Consider the following 25,190-nt stretch of genomic DNA (forward strand, 5'->3'; position numbering starts at 1 on the left):
GGAAGGGAACCGACTGATGTTCCGCACCATGATGAAATCCAAGATCCACCGTGCCCGGGTCACCCAGGCAGACCTGCACTACGTGGGCTCGGTGACGATCGACCAGGATCTGCTCGACGCCGCGGATCTGCTCGAGGGTGAGCAGGTCACCATCGTCGACATCGACAACGGCGCCCGCCTCGAGACCTATGTGATCGCCGGCGAGCGTGGTTCCGGCGTCATCGGGATCAACGGTGCGGCAGCGCATCTCGTCCACCCCGACGACCTCGTCATCATCATCGCCTACGGGATCATGAACGAGCAGGAACTCCGCGGGTACTCGCCGGCGGTGGTCTTCGTGGACGATCGGAATCAGGTTCTCGACGCCGGGACCGATCCGGCTCGCGTCCCGGAGGGCTCCGGACTGCTGGATCCGCGTGAGCTCGTGCAGGCGCCTGCCTGACATGCTGCTCACGGTCGACGTCGGGAACACCAACATCCATCTCGGGGTGTTCGCCGGCAGCGGTGCCCACGCGACGATGGTGCGTGACTGGCGGATCCACACCGACCCGAACCTGACGTCGGACGAGCTCGCGCTGCTGATCCGGGGTCTGCTCGGCTCCGACGTCGAACAGGTGACCGGCGTCGCCGCGCTGTCGACCGTTCCGTCGTTGCTGCGCGAGTTGCGTGTGATGGTGCCGCGCTACTACGGCGACGGCCATCACCACGTCCTGCTGGAACCCGGTGTGCGGACCGGTGTTCCGCTGCTCGTCGACAACCCGAAAGAGGTCGGCACCGACCGTGTCGCGAACTGTGTTGCCGCGCATCACAATTATCCCGACGGCCCGGTGATCGTGGTGGCGTTCGGGACGGCCACCGTGGTGGATGCGATCTCGGCGAAGGGTGAGTTCCTCGGTGGTGCCATCGCACCGGGGGTGAATCTGGCCGTCGAGGCGCTGTCCGATCACACAGTCACGGTGCGCAAGGTCGAGTTGATGCCGCCGCGCAGCGTACTGGGCAAGAACACCGTGGAGGCCCTGCAATCGGGCATCCTCTACGGATTCGCGGGTCAGGTGGACGGCCTCGTCGACCGGGTGCGCGACACCGTCGACGGTTTCGACTCCGACGACGTGACCGTGGTGGCCACCGGCTACCTCGCCCCGCTGATGTTCGAGGAATGCGAGACGCTCACCGTCCACCACCCGCACCTCACCCTCGATGGGCTCCGGCTGGTGCACGAACGGTCCAAGCAGCAGCGCAGTCGCATCCGGTAGTACCGCTCACCGCCGATCGGGCGCAGTTTTCGCGCCGATCATGCACAGCTCAGTGTGCCGAGATGGCGGCGAGTTCCTGATCACTGAAGCGGCCGGCGACGCCTGCCCGACGCAACGCCCGGAAGCCGCCGACCACGAAGACCGCGCCGGTGACGCCACGCGCCTGAAGATGCCAGGCCAGCCACTCGGCCTCGTGGCCGTCGTCGCTGACCAGCAGCCAGCGCGCGTCCGGGGTGGCTCCCCGCAGCGACTCCGGGTCGCCGGGCGTGAGGCGTGCGAGAACGTCGGTCGGATCGACGGCGAGGGCGCCGGTGAGCACGCCGTCGATCTGACGTTTGCGCTGGCTACGGACATCGACGGCGGTCGCGCCCTCGACGAGATGGGCACCGTAGTCGGCCGCCTGGACAGACAGGGGAGCGTCGGTCGACGCGGCGACGGTCAGGTGGGAGGAGTCAACGGCGGCATCGACGGATGCGAGAACGGCGGTCATGAGAGGTCCTGAGGGTGATCGGGATGAGCGGGGGTCGTCGAAGAAGGGCGGCCGCAGATGCGGTACTCAGCCCTGACAACACTCCAGACAGCTCTTGATCACGGCGACAGTTTGCCACACAACCGGGCAGCCCACCACCCCTGTGCAATCTGGCCCGATCGGCGGGGAACTGTGCCCGATGGGTGGAGGGGCAATCCCCGACCGCGACGCCGGCCCCTTCTCTATGGTCGAGTCATGAGCACTCCGAGCAATCCCTGGGACGAGAAGATCTTCGACGGCGGGTGGGCAACGGGCGGCGCCGGAACCCTCGACGTCATCGCGCCCGCGACCGGGGAGGTGCTGGCGACCGTCGGAGCCGCCGACCGCGACGACGTCGACGCCGCGGCGCGCACCGCCACCGTGGCGCAGTCCGCCTGGGCGGCGCTGCCCTACACCGAACGTGCCGCGGTGATGACCCGCGCCGCCGCGCTGCTGACCGACGATCCGTCGCGACTCACGCGATGGCTGGTCCCCGAATCGGGTTCCGGTCAGGGCAAGGCGGCCTTCGAGGCCGGGCTCGTGACATCGGAACTGTCCGAGGCGGCCGGGCTGGCCTCACAGCCGTACGGCCAGGTCCTCCGTAGTCAGAAACCCCGGATGTCGATCGGTCGACATGTCCCCGTCGGCGTCGTCGGGGTGATCAGCCCATTCAACTTCCCGGCAATCCTGTCGATGCGGTCGGTCGCACCTGCGCTCGCGCTGGGGAACGCGGTGATCCTCAAACCGGACCCGCGTACCCCGATCGCCGGTGGCCTGGCGCTGGCCGAGCTGTTGGCCGAGGCCGGTCTGCCGGAGGGACTGCTGCACGTCCTGCCCGGGGGAGCCGACGTGGGCGCAGCGATGGTCGCCCACCCCGACATCCCGTGTATCTCCTTCACCGGTTCGACGGCCGCGGGCCGCAAGATCGGGGAGGCCGCTGCGGCCCTGCTCAAGAAGGTCCACCTCGAGCTCGGCGGCAACAACGCGCTCCTGGTGTTGCCGGACGCCGATGTCGATGCCGCGGCATCGGCCGGCGCCTGGGGATCATTCCTCCACCAGGGGCAGATCTGTATGACGGCCGGTCGGCATCTCGTCCCGGCCGCGCTGGCCGAGGACTACACGGCAAAGCTGGCGGAGAAGGCCCGCAACATCCCGGTCGGTGACCCCACCGACCCTGCCAACGCCCTCGGGCCGATCATCGACGAGGGCCAGCTCAAGAAGGTCGACGAGATCGTGCAGTCGTCGGTGCTGGCGGGCGCGACGCTGGAGGCGGGCGGCACCTACCAGGGTCTGTTCTACCGGCCGACCGTCCTCGGTGGCGTGCCGACCGACGTCCCCGCCTTCACCCAGGAGATCTTCGGCCCGGTGGCCCCGGTGACCACCTATGAGACCGTCGACGAGGCGATCGACATCATCAACTCGTCGGAGTACGGGTTGTCGGTGTCGATCCTCACCGCCAACGCGTTCAAGGCCTTCGACCTCGCGGATCGGATTCGCTCCGGTGCGATCCACATCAACGATCAGACCGTCGACGACGAGGCGGTCGCGCCGTTCGGCGGCACCAAGGCGTCGGGCACCGGCGGACACTTCGGCACCTCGGCGAATCTGGACACGTTCTGCGATCTGCAATGGGTCACCATGCAGGCCGAGATCGAGAGGTATCCGTTCTGAGCGCTTCGACCGGGAGTGCTGGTACAGGGACGATTCGCGGGGAGGCGATCCGATAGGGTTTCGGGGGTGAGTGACACCCCGACCACCCAGAATGCCGCGCCCGCCACCGACGACAATGCCCCGGAGCAACTCCGGATCCGTCGGGAGAAGCGCGACCGCATTCTCGGCGAGGGACGCGAGGCCTACCCGGTCAGCATCCCGCGGACCCACAGCCTGGCCGAGATCCGCGCCGCCTTCCCCGACCTCGAGGCGGGCTCCGAGACCGGCGAGATCGTCGGCGTGACCGGTCGGATCATCTTCCTTCGCAACAAGGGCAAGCTGTGCTTCGCGACCCTCCAGGAGGGCGACGGCACGCAGCTGCAGGCGATGGTGAGCTTCAACGGTGTCGGCGAGGACTCGCTCGGCCGGTGGAAGTCGGAGGTGGACCTCGGCGACATCGTCTTCATCCACGGCGAGGTGATCAGCTCCCGCACCGGCGAGTTGTCGGTGATGGCCGACGACTGGCAGATGGCGTCGAAGGCCTTGCGGCCCTTGCCGGTCGCGCACAAGGACATGAGCGAGGAATCGCGGGTGCGGCAGCGTTATGTGGACCTGATCGTCCGGCCGGAGGCGCGCAGCATCGCGCGTACCCGTGTCGCGGTGATGGCCGAACTCCGTCAGGCACTGGGCAATCGGGGCTTCCTCGAGGTCGAGACGCCGATGTTGCAGACCCTGCACGGCGGTGCCGCCGCACGGCCTTTCGTCACCCACTCCAATGCTTTCGACATCGATCTCTTCTTGCGGATCGCTCCCGAGCTGTTCCTCAAGCGCTGTATCGTCGGTGGCATCGAGAGGGTGTTCGAGGTCAATCGGAACTTCCGCAACGAGGGCGCCGACTCGACGCACTCACCGGAGTTCGCGATGTTGGAGACCTATCAGGCCTACGGCACCTACGACGACGCCGCGGTGATGACTCGCGAACTGGTGCAAGAGGTTTCGCAGAACGCGCTCGGAACACTCACGCCGACGATGCCGGACGGATCGGAGTACGACCTGTCCGGCGACTGGACCTCGCTGGAGATGTACCCGTCGTTGTCGGAGGCGCTGGGCGAAGAGGTCGTCCCCGTCGAGACCTCGGTGGACGAGTTGCTCGCGATCGCGGCGCGTGTCGGCCTGGAGGTCCCCAAGGACAAGGGATACGGACACGGCAAGCTCGTCGAAGAGTTGTGGGAGCACATGGTTGGGCAGCACCTGATGCAGCCGGTGTTCATCCGCGACTTCCCGGTGGAGACATCGCCGCTGGTCCGCTCCCATCGTTCGGTGCCCGGCGTCGTCGAGAAGTGGGATCTCTACATCCGCGGATTCGAGTTGGCCACAGGCTATTCCGAGCTGGTGGACCCGGTTATCCAGCGTGAGCGTTTTGTCGACCAGGCGCGACTCGCGGCCGCGGGCGACGACGAGGCCATGCAGCTCGACGAGGAGTTCCTCACCGCCATCGAGTACGGCATGCCGCCGACCGCGGGCACCGGCATGGGCATCGACCGCCTGCTGATGGCACTGACCGGTCTCGGCATCCGCGAGACCATCCTGTTCCCGCTGGTCAAGCCGCGCGTCTGACCCCACCCACCCCGGATCCGTAGCAATAGTCCGCGCTCAGCGCGGATTATTGCTACGAAATCGGGGGCCCGGGGGTGGGGGAACCGGGTTGGGGGGCTGTGCGTCTGATCTGTATGGAGGACAGGGCCGCGCTACGGACCATGTTGGCCGACCACGACGGGGTGTTCACCGCGGCGCAGGCGTACGGGTGCGGCGTCAGCGACGATCAGCTCCGACGGCGGGTCGTCGTGGGCGATTGGATTCGCTTGGCACGCGGGGTTTTCCGGGTCGCCGACCGACCGCTCGACACACGGATGAGGATGCGGATCGCGGTACTGTGTGCCGGTCCGAATGCGGCGCTGGCGGGTGCCGCGGCCGCGTGGTGGCACGGTTTGGTCAACAGCGCGCCGACGAGGCCCACGGTGATCGCGCGCCGCGGCCGTCACGGGAGCCCGGTGTCCGGCGCCACGGTATGGCATCGGACGTTGGATCCTCTCGACGTCACGTCGAAGAACGGACTGGCGGTCACCGCGATCCCGCTCACCGTTCTGGATGCGTCCGTGGACATTGGTGTGCGAGTCATGGATTCGGCGCTGTTGCGCAATCATGTACGTCTCGACCAGCTCATCGAGGCGCAGAAACGCAACGTCGGCCGTCGTGGGTCGCCGCGGTCCCGGGCGATGGTGGCGGCGATGACGTCGGGTGCACGATCGGAAGCGGAACGCAAAGCGGTTGCGCTGCTGCGGAACTCCGATGTCGAGGGGTGGGTGGTCAATGTTCCGGTCGGGAAGTACGTCCTCGACTTCGCCATTCCCGAGCACAAGATCGCCATCGAGATCGACGGATTCGCCTTCCACAGCGATGCCGAGGCGTTTCAGCACGATCGGGAGCGACAGAATGACCTCATCGCCAACGGCTGGACCGTGCTGCGGTTCACCTGGCACGACCTCACCGGCAGGCCTCAGTGGGTGCTGGCTCAGATCCGGGCGGCGATCCGTCAGGCCACCGCCGCCTGAACCTCGATTCGGTAGCAATAGTCCGCGCTCAGCGCGGACTATTGCTACGAAATCCGCTAGGTGAGGTTGCGCTTGAGGATCTTGCCGGCGGCGTTGCGGGGGAAGGATTCCACGAACACCACCGAGCGCGGGACCTTGAAGTTGGCGAGGTGGATCTTGCAGTAGGCGATCACCGCCGCCTCGTCCAGTTCGACGCCGTCGCGCAGGGTGAGGTAGGCGCGCCCGACCTCACCGAGGCGTTCGTCCGGGACGCCGATCACGGCGGATTCGGTGACGCCTTCCAGCCGCGCCAGTGTCTGCTCGACCTCGGCGGGATAGACGTTGAACCCACCTGAGATGTACATGTCCTTGAGGCGGTCGGTGATGGTGAGGTTGCCGCGATCGTCGATGGTCCCGATGTCGCCGGTGTGCAGCCAGCCGTCGGCGTCGATCGTCTCCTTGGTGGCGGCCTCGTCGTCGAGGTAGCCGCGCATCACCATCTTGCCGCGCGCGAGGACCTCGCCCTCGTCCGACAGCCGGATCTCCATGCCCTCGAAGGCGCGGCCACACGTGGTGGCGACGGTCTGGTCATCGTCGTCGGGGGTGCAGGTGGACACGAATCCGCTGGCCTCGGTCAGTCCGTACGCGGTGACGACCGTGTCGACGCCGAGGTCGCTCTGCAGACGTTCGATGAGGACCACCGGGACGATGGCCGCGCCGGTGACCACCAGTCGCAACGACGACAGGTCGTGATCGGGGCGGGCCGGGTCGTCGAGGATGGTCTGGAAGATGGTCGGCGCACCGGGGAACACGGTGACACGTTGGGCGTCGGCCAGTTTCATCGCCTCGGTCGGTGAATAGACCGCCAGCGGCAGCATCGCGGCGCCGAACAAGGTGCACGGCAGGATGCCCGCCTTGTAGCCGAAGGTGTGGAAGTACGGATTGACCATGAGGTACCGGTCGTCGGCGGAGAGCCGGCCGTTGGAGCCCCATGCGTGCGAGCCGGCCATCGTCTGCTGATGTTCGGCCAGCACCCCTTTCGACTTCCCGGTGGTGCCCGAGGTGAACAGGATGTCGGAGATGTCGGTGGGGGCCACGGCATCGGCCCGGGCATCTGCCTCGGCCAGAGTGGTCTCGGTGGCGCGGGCCAGGAACTCCGACCACTCGACAGCGCCGTCGGGCACCGACGACGACGCGCCCAGCGTCACGCCGACGACCACCTCGGGCATCGCGGCTGCGTGCTCGCCGAGGAGATCGCCGAGGTGGTTGCCGCCCAGGAACTCGCCGGAGACCACGACGGCCCGAGCGTCGGAACGCTCGATGATCTCGACCGCTTCGCCACTGGTGTAGCGCGTGTTCAGCGGGACCAGCGTGGCGCCCGCATAGTGGACACCCAGCGCCGCGACCGGCCAGTGATGACTGTTCGGTGACCAGAGGGCGACCCGGTCGCCCGCATGGATGCCGGATGCCACGAGCGCTGCCGCGAAGGTACGGACGGCCTCGGCGAACTCCACCCAGGTCAGGTTGACCGCGGGGTGGTCCGGCCACTGCTCGTCGACGAGGGCGGGTCGGTCGGGCCAGGTCTGTGCGGCCCGGCGCAGGGCAGCCGGGGTCGTCAGGATCGCCTCCATGGCCCCAACCTAGCACTTGCTTGGTGCGTTATGCTAGCGGTCATGACCTCGATCAACCTTGCCGATCGGTCGGTTGACCTCGGCGAATGGGCGCGCACGACGTCGGATGCGGCGGAGACGTTCGCGACCGCGGTGCGCGCCTGGCTCGACGAGAACCTCGCAGGCGAGTTCGCGCACCTCAAGGGGCGCGGTGGGCCGGGCAGCGAACACGAGTTCTTCGACGACCGGCTGGCCTGGGACCGGCATCTGGCCCGTTCGGGCTGGACCTGCCTCGGCTGGCCGACCCGCTACGGCGGACGCGGCGCCACGCTGGAACAGCGCATCATCTTCCACCAGGAGTACGCGCGGGCCAATGCCCCGGCACGCGTCAATCACCTCGGTGAGGAGTTGCTCGGCCCGACGCTGATCGAATACGGCACCGAGGAGCAGAAGGAGCGCTTCCTGCCGGGCATCGTCGACGTCACCGAACTGTGGGCCCAGGGCTACTCCGAGCCCGGTGCGGGCTCCGACCTCGCCGGGGTGTCCACCAGCGCGCGCCTCGACGACGACAAGTGGGTCATCAACGGTCAGAAGGTGTGGACGTCGCTCGCGCACGTCGCCCAATGGTGCTTTGTCATCTGCCGCACCGAGAAGGGCTCGAGCCGGCACAAAGGTCTGAGCTTTCTGCTGGTCCCGATCGATCAGCCGGGCGTGACCGTCCGGCCGATCCAACAGCTCACCGGCACATCAGAGTTCAACGAGGTCTTCTTCGACGACGCGGTCGCCGACGCCGACCTCATCGTCGGCGAGCCGGGCGACGGGTGGAAGGTCGCGATGGGCCTGCTGCAGTTCGAGCGCGGCGTCTCCACGCTCGGCCAGCAGGTCGGATTCGACCGGGAACTGCGCAATCTGATCGAGATCGCCGAATCCACCGGGGCCGCAAAGAATCCGGAGATCGCATCGCGGATCACCCGCGCCTGGATCGGGCTGAAGGTGATGCGGGCGCACGCGCAACGCACCCTGTCCGGCGACATCGTCTCCGAGGCAGGCCAGGCGTCGGTCGCAAAGCTGCTGTGGGCCAACTGGCATCGCGATCTCGGTGAACTCGCGATGGCCGTGGTCGGCGCTCCGTCGCTGATCGCTCCCGCCGAGACCGTCGAGGGCGTCGCCAACGACATCACCGACCCCGACAAGGTCGAACTCGACGACTGGCAACGACTCTTCTTGTTCACCCGCGCCGACACCATCTACGGCGGGTCGAACGAAGTGCAACGCAACATCATCTCCGAGCGTGTGCTCGGTCTACCGCGAGAGGCCCGCTAGTGTCTGAAACCACTGTCGCACAAAACCGCTCACCGCTGGCCACCGCGCCAGAGGAGACGCCCGGGCACGGCCTGCTGCTCGGCCGCAAAGTGGTGGTGACCGCGGCCGCGGGCACCGGGATCGGCTTCGCGACGGCGCGTCGTGCGCTGCTCGAGGGTGCCGACGTGGTGATCAGCGATTGGCATGAACGACGGCTGGGGGAAGCCCGCGACAAGCTGGCGTCCGAGTTCGCCGACCAGACGGTCGGGCAGGTCGTGTGCAACGTCCAGGAATCCGCCGAGGTCGACGCGCTCATCTCCACCGCCGCAGGCGAACTCGGACGCATCGACGTCCTGGTGAACAATGCCGGACTCGGCGGTGAGACCCCGGTGGCGGACATGACCGACGAAGAATGGGACCGCGTCCTCGACATCACGCTCAACGGCACCTTCCGCGCCACCAGGGCCGCCCTGCGCTACTTCCGCGACGTCGAACACGGCGGCGTGATCGTCAACAACGCGTCGGTGCTCGGCTGGCGTGCACAGCGGGGTCAGGCGCACTATGCGGCCGCCAAGGCAGGCGTCATGGCGCTCACCCGATGCTCCGCGGTGGAGGCCGCCGACTTCGGCGTGCGTATCAACGCCATCGCCCCGTCGATCGCCAAGCACCCGTTCCTCGCCAAGGTCACCAGCGACGAACTCCTCGACGAACTCGCGTCGCGCGAGGCATACGGCCGTGCCGCCGAGGTATGGGAGGTGGCCGCGACCGTCGCCATGCTCGCCAGCGACTACACCACCTACCTCACCGGCGAGGTCGTCTCGATCTCCAGCCAAAGGGCTTAGCCCGCAAGAGCTTTCCCACACCATCCACCAGGAGGACCAGATGTCCACACCCCAGGCCTACATCGTCGACGCCGTCCGGACGCCGGTCGGGAAGCGTAACGGCTCGCTCGCCAAGGTCCACCCAGCGGACATGGGTGCGCACGTCATGTCCTCGATCATCGATCGCACCGGCATCGACCCGAATGTCGTCGACGACGTCGTCTTCGGCTGTGTCGACGCCATCGGCCCGCAGGCCGGCAACATCGCGCGTACCGCATGGCTGGCCGCCGGTCTGCCGCTGGACATCCCCGGCACCACCGTCGACCGCCAGTGCGGTTCGTCGCAGCAGGCCATCCATTTCGCGGCGCAGGGTGTGCTGAGCGGCACCCAGGACGTGGTGCTCGCGGGTGGTGTCCAGAACATGAGCGCCATCCCGATCTCACAGGCGATGATCGCGGGCCAGGAATTCGGGTTCACCACGCCGACCGCGGAATCCGTGGGCTGGCGCGAACGGTTCGGGGACGTCGCGATCTCCCAGTTCAACGGCGCCGACATGATGGCGACGCAGTGGGACATCAGCCGTGAGGACATGGAGCGCTGGTCGCTGCAGTCGCATCAGCGGGCCAAGCAGGCCATCGCCGAGGGGCGGTTCGACTCCGAACTCGTCGCCCTCGGTGACTGCGTGGTCGACGAATGCCCGCGTGAGACGTCGCTGGAGAAGATGGCCGGCCTCGATCCGCTCGCCGAGGGCTCGCGGCTGACCGCGGCCGTCGCGTCGCAGATCTGCGACGGTGCGTCGGCAACCCTCGTGGTCTCGGAGAATGCGCTCAAGGAGTACGGCCTCACGCCGCGGGCCCGTATCCACCATCTGTCGGTGCGGGGCGCCGATCCGGTGATGATGCTGTCGGCGCCGATCCCGGCGACCGCGTACGCGCTCAAGAAGACCGGGTTGTCGATCGACGACATCGACGTGATCGAGATCAACGAAGCCTTCGCGTCGGTGGTGCTGGCCTGGCTCAAGGAGACGGGCGCCGACCCGGCGAAGGTCAATCCGAACGGCGGCGGCATCGCTCTCGGCCATCCGCTCGGCGCGACCGGGGCCAAGCTGTTCGCGACCCTGCTCAACGAACTCGAGCGCACCGGTGGACGTTACGGACTGCAGACGATGTGCGAGGGCGGCGGCACCGCGAACGTCACCATCATCGAACGCCTGTCCTGAGGCCGCCGCCCTTCGAGACGTTGGCAAGCTCGCTCCTCAGGGAGCGGGTGATGGGCCGTTGCTCAGGGAGCGGGGTCGGTCGTCCTCAGGTCGCAGGTGGCGGCGATCTGAACACGCATGTGGCCAGAACGTTGTGATCTGACGCATACTATGCTGGAACAAAGGCGCGAGTTCGTCTCTTGAGGACGCTCGCCACCAGCACTATTCGGAGGATCTCGATGACAAAACCAGCAGAGGTGAACACCGTGGCGGCCGGCCGGGTGTCGTCGGAAGCGCACACCATGTCCGAGCTGCTGGAAATCCAGCGCGCGGCGTTTCTGCGGGACGGCATCCCCGATGCCAAGACCCGCATCGATCGGATCACCCGGCTCTCGTCACTGATCCTCGACAACGCCGAAGAGATCGCGGAGGCGCTCAACGAGGATTTCGGCACGCGACCGCGTGAACTGTCCCTCGCCGCCGACGTGGCGGGCTGCATGGTCGATCTGACCCATCAACGCCGCGGTGTCGAGAAGTGGATGAAGGAGAGCAACACCGCAAAGGTGCAGGGGGCGTTGGGTTTCAAACAGCGCATTCGGCACGATCCGCTCGGTGTGGTCGGCATCATGGGGCCGTGGAACTTCCCGCTGCAGCTGACCATCGTCCCGGCAGGCGCCGCCTTCGCCGCGGGTAACCGGGTGCTCATGCGCCCGTCGTCGATCACCTCGCGGACCACCGACGTGATCGCCAAGCACGCCCCGACTACTTCTCGATCGAAGAGCTGGCCGTGATCACCAGCAAGCACGGCGGCGGCGCCGATTTCGCCAAGCTCAAGGTCGACCACATGTTCTTCACCGGATCCCCCGAGGTGGGGTCGTCGGTGGCACAGGAGGCGGCCAAGAACCTGGTGCCGGTCACCCTCGAGCTCGGCGGAAAGAACCCGGCGATCGTCGATGCGGATGCCGACATCGACAAGGCGGCCACGATGCTCGCCGACGCACGGATGGTCAACGGCGGTCAGGTGTGCCTGTGCCCCGACTACGTGTTCGTGCCGGAGGCCAAGGTCGGCGAGTTCACCGACAAGGTGGTCGCTCGGTGGACCAAGAACTTCGCCACCATCCGGAACAACCCGGAGTACACGGCGACGATCAACCAGAAGAACTACGAGCGCATCCTCGGTCTCATCGCCGATGCCGAGGAACTCGGTGCCGAGGTCCGTCAGGTGGTCCCGGCCGGCGAGCCGCTTCCGGACGCAGACAAGCGCAAGATCGCGCCGACGCTGCTGACCGGCGTCAAGGCGGGCATGAAGATCGAAGAGGACGAGGTCTTCGGACCGGTGCTCACGGTCTACCCGTACCGGGATCTGTCCGAGGCGATCCGCTACATCGCGGCGCATCCGCATCCGCTGACGATGTACTGGTGCGGCGACGACAACGAGAACTTCGAGCGTCTTGCGGCGGGCACGCGAAGCGGGTCGATCAACGCCAACGACTTCGCCCTGCACATGTTCGGGGCGGAGCTCCCGTTCGGCGGTGTCGGACGTAGCGGGATGGGCAGCTACCACGGCAAGACGGGCTTCGACACCTTCAGTCACGCCCGCGCGATCGCCGTGTCGACGATGCCGTTCAAGGTGTCGGAGATGATGGCCCCGCCGTTCACCGCTCGTGACGCCAAGATGACCAACGGCCAGATGAAGCTCTGGAGCCGGCTGAACAAGCGAGCCATCAAGAAGCTCAAGAAGCGCTGATCCTCACCGAAAATCGGCCGGGTGCACAAGAGCACCCGGCCGATTCTCGTTCCGTGGGTCCCAACCGTGACATGGATGCGGTGTCAGCGGGGCGTCGAGACAATAATTGCGATGGCGGCCCGCTGACACCGCATCCATATACGTGGGCGGCGGGCCGACGATCCACGAAACCGGCCAAGCGCTTGCTAGGGTGACTGAATGGCACCCCGCGGCACCGTCTCCGGATCGACTCGACGCGACGAACTGCTGACCACGGCGGGCAAGATGTTCGCCGAGCAGGGTTTGCGCTCCACCACCGTGCGTGACATCGCCGACGCCGCCGGAATCCTGTCCGGCAGCCTGTACCACCACTTCGATTCCAAGGAATCCATCGTCGACGAGATCCTGCGCGGCTTTCTCGACGACCTCTTCGCACGGTATCGGGTGATCGCCGACGCCGGACTGACCGCCACCGAGACGTTGCGCGGTCTCATCGTCTCGTCGTTCGAGGCCATCGATGAGCAGCGCAACGCTGTCGCGATCTATCAGGACGAAGCCAAACGGCTTGCCGGACAAGAACGTTTCGGCTACATCGAAGAACGCAACACCGAGTTCCGGCAGCTCTGGCACGCCGTCTTGCGCAGGGGAGTCGACCACGGCGAATTCCGCGCCGACCTAGATGTCGAGCTGGCCTATCGCTTCCTTCGTGACACCGTCTGGGTGGCCGTGCGCTGGTATCGACCGGGCGGTGCGCTCTCGGCCGACGACATCGCCGGTCAGTATCTGTCGATCGTCCTCGACGGGATCCTGCCGCGCTGAACGGAGCGTGCCCAGGCGACTCAGCAATCTCGTGGTTCCGGCGGGCACGGCGCCACGGCGGCCGAACTGCGTGTGGGCGACGTCGGCGACGAAGGTGACCGGGATGTCGTGGTCGTAGAGGACGTCGACGAGGTGAACGAAGCGCAATGCCGGTTCCCGACCGGCTGACGCCAGATCAGGTATGCGATCGATGACCCACCGTCGGTGACGGCCGGCCAACGTCAGATAGTCCGTCGCGCCCAGTGCGGCGCCGCAGATCTGTGCGAAATCCACCCAGAGCACATCGTCGTCGGCCCGCCATGCCGAGAATCTCCGACCGGATATCGAGGCCGTGACCGGTTTCGCCGGCCGGCTGCCGGTGCGGCCCGTGGCCGAACCGGTCGACCACCGACCGGACGCGAATCCGACGTCATGTGCCGCCACGGTCCGATAGTCACATCCGTCATCGAGCTCGATCACCGTGAACCGGCGCTCGATCACCTCGATGGTCGGCCGGAACATCTCGTGGAACAACGGATTCGGCATGAGCTGATCCGGTCGAAGGTTCGACGTCACGATCATCCGCACGTGGTGGGCGGAGAGTCCGGTGAGCAGACGGTCGACGAAGATGCCATCGGCAGGGTCGTCGACGTGGAGTTCGTCGAAACAGACGGCGGCGCGGCCGGTCACCAGGTGATCGATTGCCGCATCGAGGCCGCCATGTCGCCGGATGAGCCGATGCAGGTCCCGGACGAACTCGTGCCAATGCATTCGGAGTGTGGTGCCCGCCGGAAGCGCTTCGGCGAACACGTCGAGCAGCCAAGTCTTGCCTCTGCCCGGTGGGCCCGTGAGGTACACATCGGCGGCGGAGGTGAGCGCCGCCACCGCGGCTTGTTGAGATCTGTCGAGGGCGAACCCGTCGCGTCTGGCCGCAGCGTCGAAGTCGGCGGCCGGCACGGCCCGGATGGGCGCAGGCCGCGACGCGCGAAACCAGGACACGTCCGAAACTCTAGCATCGTAGAGTCGCGAGGTAACGTGGTGCATGTGCCTCGCCCCACCCGTCGTCCCGCGATCCGCGAGGCAGCTCTCGATCTGGCCGCGATCGGCGGCAATCACGCCGTGACCCATCAGGCGGTGGACCGTCACCTGTCGTTGCCGCGCGGTTCGACCTCCTACTACTTCCGCACCCGGGATGCGCTGATCTCCGCGGCTGCCGGGCATCTCGTCGAACGGTCGCGAGCAGCATTCGCCGAGCAGATGTCCGACGAGGCAGTGCGGGCTCGTCCCGGTGACCTCATCGCCGACTACCTCGACGACCTGCTCACCACCCGCCGTCGCGACGCGCTCGCCCGTCATGGACTGCTGCAGGATCCGTCGGTGCTCCCCGATACACGGGAGAAATTGGCCAGGTGCTTCTTCTCCGTGGACGCCGCGACCGATCTGATGCGAGACCGAGCGTGTGATGACGCCGGAGCAGCGGCCGACGTGTTCATCACGGTCCTCGAAGGGATCGTCTTCACCTACACGTACGGCGTGCGGCGCGACCACGGCCGGGTGCGGGGCGAGCTGGCAGAACAGTTGCGGCCGCTCGTCGTCGCTGCCCTCCGGATCACCGACGCGAGTGGGCGTTGATACTGTGACCTGGATAACACGGTCGGCCGACGCCGACCGGACCGGAAGGTAGGGCGATGACAGAGCGATTCACATCCGAGACCACTGCGGCGATCAACACCGTTCGGCAGCAGACCCTCGGTGACCTGTTGCGGCGGACCGCCTTACGCGTACCGGACAAGGTCGCGATCATCGACGGCGATCGCACCCTCACCTTCGCCGACTTCGATGCCGCGGTCAACCGATGTGCCAACGCCCTGGCCGGCAAGGGTGTCGTCAAGGGCGACCGGCTCGCGCTGGTGAGTCGCAACGGGTGGCAGTTCGCGGTGTTGCACTATGCCACCGCACGGCTCGGCGTGATCCTGGTTCCGGTGAACTTCGGTCTCGGATCCGACGAGATCGCCTACATCCTCGATCATTCCGGCGCGCGGGCGGTGGTGGCCGAAGATGCCTTGGTGTCGACGGTGGCGAAAGCCGTCGAACTGTCCGGGATCACCGATGCGGTGAGGGGGGCCATCCCGATGGGCGGATTGTCGCCCGAGAGCGGGTGGGATGACGTCGACGAGTGGATGCTCTCCGGCGACCCGACGCCGCCCCAGATCGACGTCGCCGACGACGACCCACTGCGCCTGATGTACACCTCGGGCACCGAGTCCCGTCCCAAGGGCGTGCTGCTGTCGTCGAAATCGCTGATCAACCAGTATGTCTCGTGCATCATCGACGGTGGCATGAGCGGTGACGACGTGGAGATCCACTCGCTGCCGCTCTACCACTGTGCGCAGCTCGACTGCTTCTTGTCGGTGGATGTGTACCTGGGTGCGACGAGCATCATCCTGCCGGGCCCGGACCCGGCCACGATCCTCTCGACGATCGAATCACGGCAGGTGACCAAACTGTTCTGCCCGCCGACCGTGTGGATCTCGCTGTTGCGCCACCCGGATTTCGACCGGCGAGATCTGTCGTCGTTGCGGAAGGGGTATTACGGCGCGTCCCCGATGCCGGTCGAGGTCCTGCGCGAGATGTCGGAGCGTCTCCCGGACGTCTCGCTGTGGAACTTCTACGGACAGACCGAGATGTCGCCGCTGGCGACCATCCTGCAACCGCACGAGCAGATCGAGCGTGCAGGGTCGGCCGGGCGTGCGGCCCTGAACGTGGAAACCCAGGTCGTCGACGACGAGGACAACCCGGTTCCCGTCGGTGAGGTCGGCGAGATCGTGCACCGCAGCCCGCACGCCTGCCTCGGCTACTTCAACGACGAGGAGAAGACCGCAGCAGCGTTCCGCAACGGCTGGTTTCATTCCGGCGACCTCGGCGTCATCGACTCCGACGGTTACCTCGCGGTGGTCGACCGCAAGAAGGACATGATCAAGACCGGTGGCGAGAACGTCGCCTCACGCGAGGTGGAGGAGGCCATCTACCTTCTCGACGGCGTCGCCGAGGTCGCGGTCTTCGGTGTGCCGCATCCGAAATGGATCGAGGCGGTCACCGCTGTGGTGGTGCCCAAAGACGGTGTCGCGCTGACCGAGGAGCAGGTCGACGCGCACCTCGCCGGGGTGTTGGCGGGGTACAAGCGCCCGAAGTTCGTCGTCTTCGCCGATGCGTTGCCGAAGAATCCCAGCGGCAAGATCCTCAAGAAGGACCTTCGCGTGCGGCACTCGGACCTCGCCACCGATTCGGCAGTGTCGGGCTGATCAGCTGGACGCGTCACGCCCCGATCGGGCTCGAGGGTTTGCGGCTTCCCGATCGGCGGGGCGGCGATCAGGACAACGAGCCCAGAGCCTTCAACCGCGAGTGTGCCTGCGTCATGATCGACTGGATCATCTCGTCGCAACTGGGGAGGTCGTCGATCATCCCGACGACCTGACCGGACGCCAGCACGCCGGCGTGGGTGTCGCCCTCGACGAGGCCTGCCCGCAGGAGCATCGGGGTGTTACCCGCCATGATGATCTGCTGCCAGGTGCGGTCGCCGGACTTGCGCATGCTGCGACCGTCCCGCAGCATCGTCGTCCAGCGCATCCCCGTCATCTGCTTGAACTCGTTGGCATTTCGCGCCGCGGCGTAAAGGGCCTTCAGGCGGCTGCCGCTCTCGAGTGCCTCGACGAGCGGGGTACGCAGCACGCGGTGCGGCATGCCATCGACCTTGACCGACACCACGGTGTCACCCAGACCGCGCTGGAGATACTCCTGCTTGACCGAATCCGGGACGGCGCTGTCGGCAGTGAGCAGAAAGCGTGTGCCCATCGCGACGCCCTCGGCGCCGTAGGACAGTGCCGCGACGAGACCGCGGCCATCGAAGAACCCGCCGGCGGCAACCACCGGAATTCCGCTGTCGCCCAGCGCATCGAGTACCGAGGGCAGGAGCAGTGTGGTGGCCACCGGACCGGTGTGCCCGCCACCCTCGCCGCCCTGCACGATCACCGCGTCGGCACCCCAGGAGGCCACCTTCACAGCGTGCTTCGCCGCGCCGATCGACGGGATCACCACGACGCCGTGATCCTTGAGTTTCGCGATCAGCTCCTTCTTCGGAGCGAGGGCGAAGGATGCGACCTTCACGCGCTCGCGGATGAGGAGATCGATGCGTTCCGGGGCATCGGTCGCGTCGGCGCGGATGTTGACCCCGAAGGGCTTGTCGGTCAACGACTTCGTCTTGGCGATCGCTGCCTCGAGTTCGTCGTAGGTCATCGTCGCCGATGCCAGGATGCCGAGACCACCCGCGTTGGAGGTCGCCGAGGTCAACGACGGGCCCGACACCCAGCCCATACCGGTCTGCACGATCGGGTACTCGACGCCGACGAGCTCGGTGAACCTGGTCGTCAGGCCCGCCGCACGTGCGGGAGATCCGGTCATTTCACTTCTCGATTCCGGACACCCTTGGGGTCGAGCACATCTCGGATGAGCGACAGTTCCTCGTCGGACGGGTTGCGGGTCGTCGGGGCGGAGGCCAGACCGGCGATCTCGAAGCCGGTGTTCTCGGCGACCTCGTCGGCTGTCACGCCCGGGTGCAGTGACACCGCGCGCATCGTGTGGTCGGGACCCTCGAAGTCGAAGACGCCGAGATTTGTCACCACGCGCGGGATGTTCAGGTAGCGGTAGGCGGGGTTGTCGGGGTCGATCTTGTCGTATCCGACGCCGGACACGATGTCGACCTGGTCGGTGAAGACGCGCGGCGAATGGCGGGCCACCCAGTAGCTGGTCGGGTGATTGATGGTGTTGCCGGGAGCGCCACGCACGCCGAACATCTGGCGTGTCGGATGCTGCAACGGACCGAACGCCGAGAGGTTCTGGTTGCCGTGCCGGTCGATCTGGTTGGCGCCCATCACCACGTGCCGGCGGCCCGAGGCGACCACGTCGAACACTTTGCGGAACGGCATCCAGCCCTCGATGGGTCCGGTTTTCCCGATGGCCGGGGTGTCGGCCAGGATCAGCGCCTCACCGTCGGTGATGAGCAGATCGGGTTCGGTGGTCAGGCGTGCGAGCCGCGCGCCGATCAGTGGCGTCGGAGCCATCGGGGACGCCATGATCTCGCCGGCGCCGGAGAAGATCTCGGCGCATGCGATGACGCAGATCTCGGCGCGGGTGATCTCGACGGCCTCGGCCGCCGACGATCCGGTGTCGGTGCGGGTGCTCACTTCTGATCCTCCTGCTCTGCCTGCCACTCGGTGACCGCGCGCTGGTAGTCGGCTTCGTCGACCTCGAGGAAGCGTTTCGAGAACGCCGTCCACGCCTGGGGATCCTTCGCCGACTCCACGTAGAACTGCTGGAACTTCTCGTCGCGGCCGTAGTCGCCCGCGAAGGTGAAATGTGCGCCGTTCGGTGTGTGTACCACCCGGTCGACGTTCATGCGATTGAGCAGCAGACGTTGGGTGGGAACGGTTTTCACGAGCACCTCGGTGGACACGAGCTGATCGGTCTCGAGGTATCGGCGCTCGGCGGCTGCGCAGTAGAGGTCGTCGAAGTAGGGGTCGACGCCGGTGTAGGCGGCATTGCCACGATGGTCGGCGAGGTCGAGATGCACGAACGCGGCGTCGAGGCGCAGCGCCGGCATCGCGATCAGGGTCTCGGTCCGGCCGTCGGCGGCGGGATAGGGGGAGTCGACGGTCTTGAGTTCGCCCTCCCAGAAGTTCGGCACGTCCGAGCCGAGTCCTGCGCGGATCGGGAGGAACGGCACTCGCGAGGCTGCCGCCTCGAGGCCGCACTTGACCATGCCCTCGTCCATCTCCCGTGCCTCGATGGCACCGTCGGTACGTGCCTTGGCGAACCACGGATCGTAGAACGGCGCCGAGTCGAGGGACACGAAGCCGTAGTAGACGCGGCGGACCTTGCCTGCGGCGCAGAGCAATCCGAGGTCGGGTCCGCCGTAGGTGACCACGGTGAGGTCCTTGACGTCGGAACGCGCCAGAGCGCGCACCAGCGCCATCGGCTTGCGGCGTGAGCCCCAGCCGCCGATACCGATGGTCATTCCGTCACGCAGCTCGCCGACGACGTCGTCGAGCGAACTGGTCTTGTCGGTCGGGGTGGGCGTCATCAGGCGCGTCCTCCATTTGTGTTCAGCGTCTTACCGGTACTGACAAAAGCGTCGCGGTGCTCGTCGGCCACCCCGGCGAGGTTGAGTTCGAAGGTGAAGCCCTGCTCGAGGCGATAGCTGCTCTTCACGTCGACGGGATCGATGTGGTTGATGGCTTCCTTGGCCGCACGGATCACGCGGGTGTCCTTGGTCGCGATCTTCTCGGCGATCTCGAGTGCGGTGTCGAGGAGTTCGTCGCGCGGGACGACCTTGTACACCGACCCGAAGTGCTCGAGCTGTGTGGCGGTGACGTTCTGCGCCGTGTAGTACAGCGTGCGCATCATGTGCTGCGGTACCAGCCGGGCAAGATGCGTGGCAGCGCCGAGGGCGCCGCGGTCCACCTCGGGAAGGCCGAAGACCGCGTCGTCGGAGGCGACGATGACGTCGGCGTTGCCGACGAGCCCGATCCCGCCGCCGACACAGAAGCCGTTGACCGCGACGATCACCGGGACCGCGCAGTCGTAGACGGCGGAAAAGGCGGCCGCGCAGCCACGATTGGCGCCGATCAGGGCGTCGAAGCCGTCGGTCGCCTGCATCTCCTTGATGTCGACGCCCGCGTTGAAGCCGCGTCCCTCGGCTCGCAGGACCACCACATGCGTGGACATGTCCTCGCCCGCGGCGGTGATGGCATCGGCCAGTTCGAACCACGCCGCCGACGGCAACGCGTTGACCGGTGGGTAGTCCACCGTGACGGTCGCGATGCCGTTCTCGGTGCGTGTCGTGGTGATCGGCACACCAGCTCCTCTCGGGTACTGCCTGGAACCAGGCCGTTTGCGAACCCGGCCGGAACCAAGCAAGTGCTTGGTTGTTTGGTAGGGTAGCACCCATGAAGGCACAGTCGCAGGCCGCAGGTCAGGGCCATGACCTCGGCATCGACAAGAAGGTGGTCCTGGTGACCGGCGGCACGCGCGGTGTGGGCGCCGGCATCACGCAGGTGCTCGCCGAACTGGGCGCGGTCCCGGTGGTGTGTGGACGTAACCCCGGCGACGACCCGGACGTCGAGTTCGTCGCCTGCGACGTCCGCGATGCCGACGCGGTCGACGAGATGATTCGCGGCATCGTGCAGACCCACGGCCGGCTCGACGGAGTCGTCAACAATGCGGGCGGCTCGCCGTTCGCGCTGGCGGCCGACGCCTCACCCAGGTTCACCGGCAAGATCGTCGAGCTGAACCTGCTCGCGCCGCTGAACGTCGCGCGCGCCGCACACGCGGTGATGCGGCAGCAGGAGTCCGGCGGCGCGATCGTGAACGTGTCCAGTGTGAGTGGCCACCGGCCGTCGCCGGGGACCTCGGCCTACGGCGCTGCCAAGGCGGGCCTCGACAACGCGATGACATCCCTAGCGATCGAATGGGCACCACATGTACGGGTCAACTCGGTCGTGTGCGGAGCCGTGCTGACCGAGCAGGCGCATCTGCATCTCGGTGACGACGACGGTGTTGCCGCCGTGGGCGCGACCATCCCGATGGGTCGGCTCGCGATGCCCGCCGATGTGGGCAACGCGGTGGCGTTCCTGCTCAGTCCGTTGGCCGGTTACGTCACCGGATCGACACTGACCGTGCATGGTGGTGGTGAGAAACCGGCGTTCCTGGCCGTCGCCACCGCAGACAATCAGGTGTGATCCGATCACACCGTGAGGACCGATCAATCGACACAAGGGGAGAAGTCTTGGCTGACAAGCTGAATGAGGGGCGCGTCGCAATCGTGACCGGCGCGGGCCAGGGGATCGGCCGCGCCCACGCGCTGGCCTTCGCCGCCGACGGGGCCAAGGTCGTGGTCAACGATTTCGACGCCGATGCCGCGCACGCCGTCGCCGGTGAGATCAACGACGCGGGCGGATCGGCGGTCGCGGGTGTGGCCGACGTCGCCGATTGGTCCGACGGTGCGGCTCTGGTGGAAACCGCGGTCACCGAGTTCGGCGGCCTCGACATCCTGGTCAACAACGCGGGTTTCGTCCGCGATCGGATGCTGGTCGCGATGTCGGAGGACGAGTGGGATGCGGTGATCCGCGTCCACCTCAAGGGGCATTTCGTCACGCTGCACCACGCGGCGGCATACTGGCGCGCACAGTCGAAGGCCGGTGAGCAGCGCGCGGCCCGGATCATCAACACCTCGTCGGGCGCCGGACTGTTCGGTTCGGTCGGGCAGGGGAATTACGTTGCGGCCAAGGCCGGTATCACCGCCCTGACCATCCAGGCCGCCGCCGAACTGGCCGGCTACGGAGTGACCGCGAACGCGATCGCGCCGTCGGCGCGCACCCAGATGACGATGGGCGCGGGTGAGGCGATGGCCGCACAGATGGCCGCGCCTGCCGACGGATCGTTCGACGCGATGGACCCGGCGAACATCTCCCCGCTCGTGGTCTGGCTCGGATCACCGGAGTCCGCCTCGGTCACCGGCCGCGTCTTCGAGGTCGAGGGCGGCAAGGTCACCGTGGTCGACGCGTTCCAGCGCAGCGCCGAGCAGGACAAGGGATCACGCTGGGCGCCGAGCGAACTCGGCCCGGTGGTGGAGGAGATCCTGGCGAAGTCGCCGGTGCCGGTGCCCGTCTACGGCGCGCGGTAGCGGTGACACCGACCGCAGGGCCAGAGCGCGCAGCGGAGCTCATCGCAGCGGCCCGGGCATATGTGGACGCGCTGGTCAGTCACGACCCCTCCGGGGTTGCGCTGCACCCGGACTGCACGCGCACCGAGATGGGCATGAAGACCGGTCGCAACGGTGCTCATCTGGCCCGGAGTCTCGCGCGCGGACCGCAGTACCGGCTGATCCATCGCATCAGCGACTTCACTGCCGAGGTCGACGGGCACATGGTGTCGACGCGGTACTGGGTGCATGTCCGGCCCAAGACGCTCGGCCTGGCAGCACACGTGACCGAGTCCTTCGTCGTCGACGAGGACAACAAGATCCGGGCCATCGTCGCCCGATTCGGGGTCCCGCGCCGCAAGACCTGACCTGACTGAATATGGATGCGGTGTGAGCGGCGACTCGCGACGACTATTGTCGCCGGCGCCCGCTCACACCGCATCCATATCGGCTGTGAACGACTGAGGTCAGGCGGTGGGCGCGCGGACCACCATCGGCACGCCGGGGAAGTCCGCCGCCATCTCGGAACGGGACTTGCGTAGCGCCGCGGTGCCGTATCCCTTCTTGCGGTGCTCGGGGTGAATCCAGATCCGGACGTCCACCTCGCCGTTGACCAGCTCACCGAACACCATGCCGACCTTGGTGCCGCCCTCGACGGCGACGAGCCAGACGGCGTCCTCGTTGTCGACGCGTTCGGTTGCCTTCGCGATCTCGTCGGACAGGTCGCCCGCCGGGCTGCCGGACCCGTCGCCCGCGACCTTCAACTCTTCGGTACGGACCTTGAACAGGTCAGCGTCGTCGCCGGTGAAGGCCCGCAGCTCCAAGGTGTCGCCGCTGCTGGCCGGCCGCTCGGCGAGCGTGAAGGTCAGTGCGTTGTTCAGGTCGTCGAGCTCGGCCTGGTTCTTGCGGCGCTCGTCCTTGGTGAGCTGCTGCAGAGACATGCCGAGAATGGCTTCGGCACCCAGCTTCGACTTGCCGAGGAGTACGGCGACGGCGTCGACGGCCTCCGCACGATTCTCGGCCTCGACGATCGCGTCGAGGACTTCGTGGCGTCGCTCCAGCGCGGTCAGAAGGGCGTCGGTGATGTCGCGGCGAGTGGTCGCCAGATCCAGATCGGTCATGGCCTCGATCGTAGTTCAGCGGATGGGGGCGTGTGCGGCCGGCGAGGAACCGGAAGGCGAAAAAATGAAACGTGTTCTATGTCCGGATCGCCTGATTCGATGACGGGATATTGCCATGTCATGGCGGCAAATATGGTCCCGGTTCTTCCCTATGTCTGTAACACGTCCTAGTGTTGATGACCATGACTGATGTTCAGGATGCGACGACCGACTTCGACCATCTGCGGGGTGGAACCCATCTCGGCGACCTACTGGTGGCCGCGTTGAGCCGCCACGCCGACCGCAAGGTGCTGTTCCTCGGGGACACCGAGCTCACCGGACGCGAGATGGCCGACGCGGTCAGCCGCTACCAGCAGGCCTTCGAATCGATGGGCGCGGGAACCGGATCGACCGTCGGGTTGCTCGCGCTCAACCGGCCGGAGGTGCTGCTGGTGATCGGCGCCGGGCAGACCCAGGGGTGGCGCCGCACGGCGCTGCATCCGCTCGGTTCGCTCGACGACCACGCCTACGTCCTGTCCGACGCCGGGGTCACCACTCTCGTCATCGATCCCGTGCCGATGTTCGTCGAGCGCGCGGCGGCGCTGATGGAGCGCGTCGAGAGCCTCAAGCAGGTGCTGACACTCGGACCGGTCCCGGAGGAACTCGCGGCCTACGGCCGTGACGTGATCGCCGAGGCGGCCAACTATCAGCCCAGGCCGCTCGCCGCCGCCGACCTCCCGCCCGACCACGTCGTCTCGATCACCTACACCGGCGGCACCACCGGTAAACCGAAGGGCGTCATCGGCACCGCCCGAGCGATGTCGACGATGACCCAGATCCAGCTCTCCGAATGGGAGTGGCCGGAGAACCCGCGGTTCCTGATGTGCACGCCGCTCTCGCACGCCGGTGCAGCATTCTTCGTGCCGACCCTCATCAAGGGCGGGTCCATGGTGGTCATGGCCAAGTTCGATCCCGCCGAGGTGCTGCGCGTGATCGAGGAGGAGCGCATCACCGCGACAATGCTCGTGCCGTCGATGCTCTACGCGCTGATGGACCATCCGGATTCGCGGACGCGCGATCTCTCTTCGCTGGAGACCGTGTATTACGGTGCGTCGGCGATCAATCCGGTGCGCCTCGCGGAGGCGATCGAACGCTTCGGTCCCATCTTCGCGCAGTACTACGGGCAATCCGAGGCGCCGATGGTCATCAGCTACCTCGGCAAGAACGATCATCCGAAGCCCGGTGAGGACACCCGACGACTCAGCAGCTGCGGTCGCCCGTCGGCGTTCCTGCGCACTGCCCTGTTGGGGCCCGACGACAAGCCGGTGGCCCAGGGCGAACCCGGTGAGATCTGCGTGGCCGGGCCGTTGCTGGCCGGCGGGTACTGGGGTCTGCCGGAACAGACCGCGGAGACCTTCCGGGACGGCTGGCTGCGCACCGGTGACGTGGCCAGGGAAGACGCCGACGGGTTCTGGTACATCGTCGACCGAACCAAGGACATGATCGTCACGGGCGGCTTCAACGTGTTCCCACGCGAGGTGGAAGACGTTGTCGCCGAGCATGCGTCGGTCGGTCAGGTCGGGGTGATCGGTGTGCCTGATGACAAGTGGGGCGAGGCGGTCACCGCCGTCGTCGTGCTGCGTGGCGACGCGGATCAGACCGACGAGGCCAAGGAGCGCGTGACCAAGGAGATCCAACAGTCGGTGAAAGACCGCAAGGGTGCGGTGCAGTCACCCAAGCAGGTCGTCTTCGTCGAGTCGCTGCCGCTGACCGCGCTGGGCAAGCCGGACAAGAAGGCCCTGCGCGCGAAGTTCTGGGAGAACTCGGAGCGCGGGGTCGGCTGAGAATCGTCGTTTCGCCGGTCGAGTGGTCGCGAGC

At 66.9% G+C, this 25,190-nt stretch carries 22 protein-coding genes and 2 pseudogenes; 16 read left to right on the top strand and 8 right to left on the bottom strand.

Annotated elements, in window-relative coordinates:
• The first annotated feature begins 16 nt into the window (after positions 1 to 16).
• Both panD and GTV32_RS19670 read left to right on the top strand, forming a co-directional pair.
• Positions 17 to 442 (top strand): aspartate 1-decarboxylase, encoded by a 426-nt coding sequence (gene panD / locus GTV32_RS19665; protein WP_161061740.1) that lies wholly within the window; start codon positions 17 to 19, stop codon positions 440 to 442.
• A gap of 1 nt (position 443) precedes the next feature.
• Positions 444 to 1,253, top strand: a complete 810-nt coding sequence (locus GTV32_RS19670; RefSeq protein WP_161061741.1) for a type III pantothenate kinase — start codon at positions 444 to 446, stop codon at positions 1,251 to 1,253.
• Positions 1,254 to 1,302: 49 nt separating this feature from the next.
• Here GTV32_RS19670 and GTV32_RS19675 read toward each other — a convergent pair whose 3' ends face one another.
• A complete protein-coding gene (locus GTV32_RS19675) occupies positions 1,303 to 1,743 on the bottom strand; it encodes a rhodanese-like domain-containing protein (protein WP_161061742.1) in 441 nt (146 codons plus the stop codon).
• 234 nt (positions 1,744 to 1,977) lie between these two features.
• Here GTV32_RS19675 and GTV32_RS19680 point away from each other — a divergent pair, with 234 nt between their 5' ends.
• From GTV32_RS19680 to GTV32_RS19690, 3 genes are all read left to right on the top strand, one after another.
• Positions 1,978 to 3,432 carry an aldehyde dehydrogenase family protein gene (locus GTV32_RS19680; protein WP_161061743.1) on the top strand — a complete coding sequence of 485 codons (1,455 nt, stop codon included), beginning with the start codon at positions 1,978 to 1,980 and terminating at the stop codon, positions 3,430 to 3,432.
• Positions 3,433 to 3,498: 66 nt separating this feature from the next.
• Complete coding sequence (gene lysS, locus GTV32_RS19685; RefSeq protein WP_161061744.1) at positions 3,499 to 5,028, top strand: lysine--tRNA ligase; 1,530 nt, start codon at positions 3,499 to 3,501, stop codon at positions 5,026 to 5,028.
• Positions 5,029 to 5,141: 113 nt separating this feature from the next.
• The gene (locus GTV32_RS19690) at positions 5,142 to 6,023 is read left to right on the top strand and encodes a DUF559 domain-containing protein (RefSeq protein ID WP_237421596.1); all 882 of its coding nucleotides are present in this window, start codon (positions 5,142 to 5,144) and stop codon (positions 6,021 to 6,023) included.
• Positions 6,024 to 6,079: 56 nt separating this feature from the next.
• Here the strand turns inward: GTV32_RS19690 and GTV32_RS19695 are convergent, their stop codons facing one another.
• Positions 6,080 to 7,633 (bottom strand): FadD3 family acyl-CoA ligase, encoded by a 1,554-nt coding sequence (locus tag GTV32_RS19695; RefSeq protein WP_161061745.1) that lies wholly within the window; start codon positions 7,631 to 7,633, stop codon positions 6,080 to 6,082.
• A 42-nt stretch (positions 7,634 to 7,675) separates the two neighbouring features.
• On the opposite strand from GTV32_RS19695, the gene GTV32_RS19700 reads away from it, so the two are divergent.
• The 5 genes and pseudogenes from GTV32_RS19700 (at position 7,676) to GTV32_RS19720 (ending at position 13,478) form a co-directional block, all read left to right on the top strand.
• The gene (locus GTV32_RS19700) at positions 7,676 to 8,935 is read left to right on the top strand and encodes an acyl-CoA dehydrogenase family protein (RefSeq protein WP_161061746.1); all 1,260 of its coding nucleotides are present in this window, start codon (positions 7,676 to 7,678) and stop codon (positions 8,933 to 8,935) included.
• The gene (locus GTV32_RS19705) at positions 8,935 to 9,756 is read left to right on the top strand and encodes an SDR family oxidoreductase (protein ID WP_161061747.1); all 822 of its coding nucleotides are present in this window, start codon (positions 8,935 to 8,937) and stop codon (positions 9,754 to 9,756) included. The genes GTV32_RS19700 and GTV32_RS19705 overlap by 1 nt, the downstream gene beginning before the upstream one ends.
• 40 nt (positions 9,757 to 9,796) lie before the next feature.
• Entirely contained in the window at positions 9,797 to 10,954 is a 1,158-nt protein-coding gene (locus tag GTV32_RS19710; protein ID WP_161061748.1) for an acetyl-CoA C-acetyltransferase, read from the top strand.
• 218 nt (positions 10,955 to 11,172) lie between these two features.
• A pseudogene (locus GTV32_RS19715) lies at positions 11,173 to 12,680 on the top strand (aldehyde dehydrogenase family protein).
• A 198-nt stretch (positions 12,681 to 12,878) separates the two neighbouring features.
• Positions 12,879 to 13,478 carry a TetR family transcriptional regulator gene (locus GTV32_RS19720; RefSeq protein WP_161061749.1) on the top strand — a complete coding sequence of 200 codons (600 nt, stop codon included), beginning with the start codon at positions 12,879 to 12,881 and terminating at the stop codon, positions 13,476 to 13,478.
• 15 nt (positions 13,479 to 13,493) lie between these two features.
• On the opposite strand, the pseudogene zapE reads toward GTV32_RS19720, so the two are convergent.
• Positions 13,494 to 14,585 (bottom strand): annotated as a pseudogene (zapE, locus tag GTV32_RS23660) (cell division protein ZapE); the annotation flags it as partial.
• Here zapE and GTV32_RS19730 point away from each other — a divergent pair.
• Together GTV32_RS19730 and GTV32_RS19735 are read left to right on the top strand one after the other, a co-directional pair.
• On the top strand, positions 14,502 to 15,089 hold the full coding sequence (locus tag GTV32_RS19730; RefSeq protein ID WP_161061751.1) for a TetR family transcriptional regulator: 588 nt from the start codon (positions 14,502 to 14,504) through the stop codon (positions 15,087 to 15,089). The pseudogene zapE and the gene GTV32_RS19730 overlap by 84 nt on opposite strands.
• Before the next feature lie 56 nt (positions 15,090 to 15,145).
• Positions 15,146 to 16,759 (top strand): acyl-CoA synthetase, encoded by a 1,614-nt coding sequence (locus tag GTV32_RS19735; protein ID WP_161061752.1) that lies wholly within the window; start codon positions 15,146 to 15,148, stop codon positions 16,757 to 16,759.
• A gap of 67 nt (positions 16,760 to 16,826) precedes the next feature.
• Here GTV32_RS19735 and GTV32_RS19740 read toward each other — a convergent pair whose 3' ends face one another.
• The 4 genes from GTV32_RS19740 to echA20 are packed head-to-tail and all read right to left on the bottom strand — an operon-like array spanning position 16,827 to position 20,366.
• Positions 16,827 to 17,915 carry a nitronate monooxygenase gene (locus tag GTV32_RS19740; protein WP_161061753.1) on the bottom strand — a complete coding sequence of 363 codons (1,089 nt, stop codon included), beginning with the start codon at positions 17,913 to 17,915 and terminating at the stop codon, positions 16,827 to 16,829.
• The gene (locus GTV32_RS19745) at positions 17,912 to 18,697 is read right to left on the bottom strand and encodes a CoA-transferase (protein ID WP_161061754.1); all 786 of its coding nucleotides are present in this window, start codon (positions 18,695 to 18,697) and stop codon (positions 17,912 to 17,914) included. The genes GTV32_RS19740 and GTV32_RS19745 overlap by 4 nt, the downstream gene beginning before the upstream one ends.
• Positions 18,694 to 19,593 carry a CoA transferase subunit A gene (locus tag GTV32_RS19750; protein WP_161061755.1) on the bottom strand — a complete coding sequence of 300 codons (900 nt, stop codon included), beginning with the start codon at positions 19,591 to 19,593 and terminating at the stop codon, positions 18,694 to 18,696. Before GTV32_RS19750 ends, GTV32_RS19745 begins: the two co-directional genes overlap by 4 nt.
• Positions 19,593 to 20,366, bottom strand: a complete 774-nt coding sequence (gene echA20, locus GTV32_RS19755; protein WP_161061756.1) for a (7aS)-7a-methyl-1,5-dioxo-2,3,5,6,7,7a-hexahydro-1H-indene-carboxyl-CoA hydrolase — start codon at positions 20,364 to 20,366, stop codon at positions 19,593 to 19,595. The genes GTV32_RS19750 and echA20 overlap by 1 nt, the downstream gene beginning before the upstream one ends.
• Before the next feature lie 92 nt (positions 20,367 to 20,458).
• Between echA20 and GTV32_RS19760 the strand changes: the two genes are divergently transcribed.
• Genes GTV32_RS19760 through GTV32_RS19770 form a run of 3 tightly spaced genes read left to right on the top strand, consistent with a single transcriptional unit; the run spans position 20,459 to position 22,580 of the window.
• On the top strand, positions 20,459 to 21,250 hold the full coding sequence (locus GTV32_RS19760; RefSeq protein ID WP_161061757.1) for an SDR family oxidoreductase: 792 nt from the start codon (positions 20,459 to 20,461) through the stop codon (positions 21,248 to 21,250).
• A 47-nt stretch (positions 21,251 to 21,297) separates the two neighbouring features.
• Positions 21,298 to 22,194 (top strand): SDR family oxidoreductase, encoded by an 897-nt coding sequence (locus tag GTV32_RS19765; RefSeq protein ID WP_161061758.1) that lies wholly within the window; start codon positions 21,298 to 21,300, stop codon positions 22,192 to 22,194.
• A gap of 2 nt (positions 22,195 to 22,196) precedes the next feature.
• Positions 22,197 to 22,580: a hypothetical protein gene (locus GTV32_RS19770; protein ID WP_161061759.1), complete on the top strand. Its 384-nt coding sequence runs from the start codon at positions 22,197 to 22,199 to the stop codon at positions 22,578 to 22,580.
• 99 nt (positions 22,581 to 22,679) lie between these two features.
• On the opposite strand, the gene GTV32_RS19775 is transcribed toward GTV32_RS19770, so the two are convergent.
• A complete protein-coding gene (locus tag GTV32_RS19775; RefSeq protein WP_161061760.1) occupies positions 22,680 to 23,333 on the bottom strand; it encodes a GNAT family N-acetyltransferase in 654 nt (217 codons plus the stop codon).
• A gap of 182 nt (positions 23,334 to 23,515) precedes the next feature.
• On the opposite strand from GTV32_RS19775, the gene fadD8 reads away from it, so the two are divergent.
• A complete protein-coding gene (gene fadD8 / locus GTV32_RS19780; protein WP_161061761.1) occupies positions 23,516 to 25,156 on the top strand; it encodes a fatty-acid--CoA ligase FadD8 in 1,641 nt (546 codons plus the stop codon).
• Positions 25,157 to 25,190: the final 34 nt, after the last annotated feature.

Source organism: Gordonia sp. SID5947, assembly GCF_009862785.1.
Lineage (GTDB): Bacteria > Actinomycetota > Actinomycetes > Mycobacteriales > Mycobacteriaceae > Gordonia.